This window comes from Roseateles sp. P5_E11 (assembly GCF_054049355.1).
The window spans coordinates 1-2,437 of record NZ_JBFUMO010000733.1; the positions used below are offsets into that span (position 1 = coordinate 1).

Annotated in this window: 2 protein-coding genes and 2 pseudogenes; all 4 read right to left on the bottom strand. The window is 67.5% G+C overall.

Annotated features, from left to right (window positions below):
• Positions 1–347: pseudogene (locus tag ACXJKR_RS29860) on the bottom strand (polysaccharide biosynthesis protein); the annotation flags it as partial.
• A 13-nt stretch (positions 348–360) separates the two neighbouring features.
• Entirely contained in the window at positions 361–948 is a 588-nt protein-coding gene (locus ACXJKR_RS29865; RefSeq protein ID WP_457325927.1) for a sugar transferase, read from the bottom strand.
• Complete coding sequence (locus ACXJKR_RS29870) at positions 945–2,105, bottom strand: DegT/DnrJ/EryC1/StrS family aminotransferase (protein WP_056204403.1); 1,161 nt, start codon at positions 2,103–2,105, stop codon at positions 945–947. Before ACXJKR_RS29870 ends, ACXJKR_RS29865 begins: the two co-directional genes overlap by 4 nt.
• A 17-nt stretch (positions 2,106–2,122) precedes the next feature.
• Positions 2,123–2,437: pseudogene (locus tag ACXJKR_RS29875) on the bottom strand (SAM-dependent methyltransferase); the annotation flags it as partial.

Genomic DNA, 2,437 nt, shown 5'->3' on the forward strand with positions numbered 1-2,437 from the left:
GCCCGAGGGACAGCATGCAAATGGGCCATCAGCACGGCCGCGGCGCCGATCAGGCCCGCCAGCGTGCAGGCCAAGGCCAGACGCTGGACCTCGCCGAAGCCGGAGAAGCGCCACATGCCCTTGGGCACGCGCAACAGGTACAGCACAGCCGCATAGATGGCCAGCAGCCCCAGCAGCACCCAACCGTCGTAGTCGGGGCGTGCCGAGAACCAGCGCTCGAAACCGAGGCGGAACAGATAGGTGGCCTGCCAGGCGATGGCAACGACAACGACGTCGAGCAGCAGGGCCAAGGCTTCACGGCGCGGCCGCAGGCGCGTGAGCAGGGTGTCGAGAAATTGCCAGTTCATTGGGAAGCGATTGTCAGCCGCGCAGCACGCGGGCCAACGTCGCCAGGATCAGCCGCAGGTCGGTCATCAGGCTGGCGCTGGCCGCGTACTCGGCTGACAGTTTGAGTTTTGCGGGCATCACGACCTCGCGGTATTCGCGCTCTGGGTCCTGCGCTGCAGCCAACATTTCGGCCTCGTGGCTGAAAGCCAGCGACGCGGGATCGGTGATGCCCGGCCGCACCGCCAGCACGCGTTCACGCAATTCGGCCGAGTAGAGCTCGACATRGCGAGGCAACTCCGGCCGCGGGCCAACGAGGCTCATCGCGCCGCGCAGCACATCCCAGAGCTGGGGCAGCTCGTCGAGCTTGGCCTGGCGCAACACACGGCCCGAGCGCGTGATGCGGGGGTCGGCGCCGACCGTGATGGCCGCACCCGGCTCGACGCGCATCGTGCGGAACTTGTGGATGGTGAAGGGCACGCCATGCCGGCCCACACGCGTCTGGCGAAACAGGGCCGGGCCGGGAGAGTCGAGCTTGATCCAGACCGCGGCCAGCAGCAGCAGCGGCGCGAGAACCAGCAGCCCCAGCGCCGCACTGACCACGTCGAACAGGCGCTTGATCAAGCCAGCAGGCCCCTCACGGCGGCGATGACGCGCTCGACGTCCGCGTCGCTCATCGCCGTGTACAGCGGCAGGCTGACCGTGCGCTCGAAGGCCTTCTGCGACTGCGGGAATTGCTCGGGCGTCAGACCGTAGCGGTCGCGCCAGTAAGGATGCAGGTGCAGGGGCACGTAATGCACGCTGCAACCGATGCCGGCAGCGTACATGCCCTCGATGAAGGCATCGCGTGTGATGCTGGCTTCGTCGGCCAGGCGAACGACGTAGAGATGCCAGGAGTGCGTGTCGCCCTCCGGCGCATCGGGCGGCAGGATCAGCGGAAGGTCGGTAAAGGCCTCGTGATAGCGCATCGCGATCTGCTCGCGGCGCAGCTGGAAGGCCGGCAGGCGCTTCAACTGGTGCAGGCCCAGGGCCGCGGCGATGTCGGTCAGGTTGTACTTGAAGCCGGGCGCGACGATCTCGTAGTACCAGCTCGGCACCTTGGCCGTGAAGCGGTCGAAGGCGTCGCGGCTCATGCCGTGCAGGCGCATGACGCGGGCGCGCTTGGCCAGTTCGGCGTTGCGCGTGACCAGCATGCCGCCCTCGCCGGTCGTCATCGTCTTGTTGGCATAGAAGCTGAACACGGTGGCGTCGCTGCCCAGCGTGCCGATCAGCTCCTTCTCCAGCGTGGTCGGCAGTGCATGGGCCGCATCCTCGATGACGCGCAGGCCGTGGCGGCGGGCGATGTCGAGGATGGACARCATGTCCACGGCCAGGCCGGCGTAGTGCACCGGCAGGATGGCTTTGGTTTTCGGGGTGATCGCTGCCTCGATGGCCGCGATGTCGATGTTCAAGGTCGCCGGGTCGATGTCGACCAGCTTCACGTCGGCACCGAGGTAGCGCACGACCTCGGCGGTGGCCGTGAAGGTGTGGGTCGTCGTGATGACCTCGTCGCCGGGGCCCAGGCCAATGGCTTCCAGCGCCAGGTGCAGGCCTGCGGTGGCCGAGTTCACCGCGATGCACTCGATCTGCGGGTCACCGAGGAAGTCGGCAAAGGCCTGCTCGAAGCGCTTGGCCTTGGGGCCGGTCGTGATCCAGCCGGATTTCAGCGTGTCGACGACTTCGGCGATCTCGTCGTCGCCCAGGTCGGGCAAGGCAAAGGGAAGGAAGGGCTGGGCACTCATGAAGGGATTTTCGACGATCAGGTTTTGGCGATCAGCACCAGCCGGTGGGTACGCAGCCAGGGGATGAGGTTGAGCAGGCCATAGGCCGCGGGCAGCGCCCGGGCCAGCGGTGGCGCCAGCGTCACGCGCCGGGCCGTGAAAGCGCCTTGCGGGAAGAGCTGTCGCACGCGCGCCAGCGGCACGCCGCGGACGTCGGGGTTGCGCGGATTGTTGACGGTGAAGTCGTACCAGACGACGGCGCCACCCGGTTTGAGCCAGCGCCACATCGCGTCGGCCACGCGCTGCTGCAAGGCGTCGTCGAGGATGGACGAGAAGACCGTGGATTGCAGCAC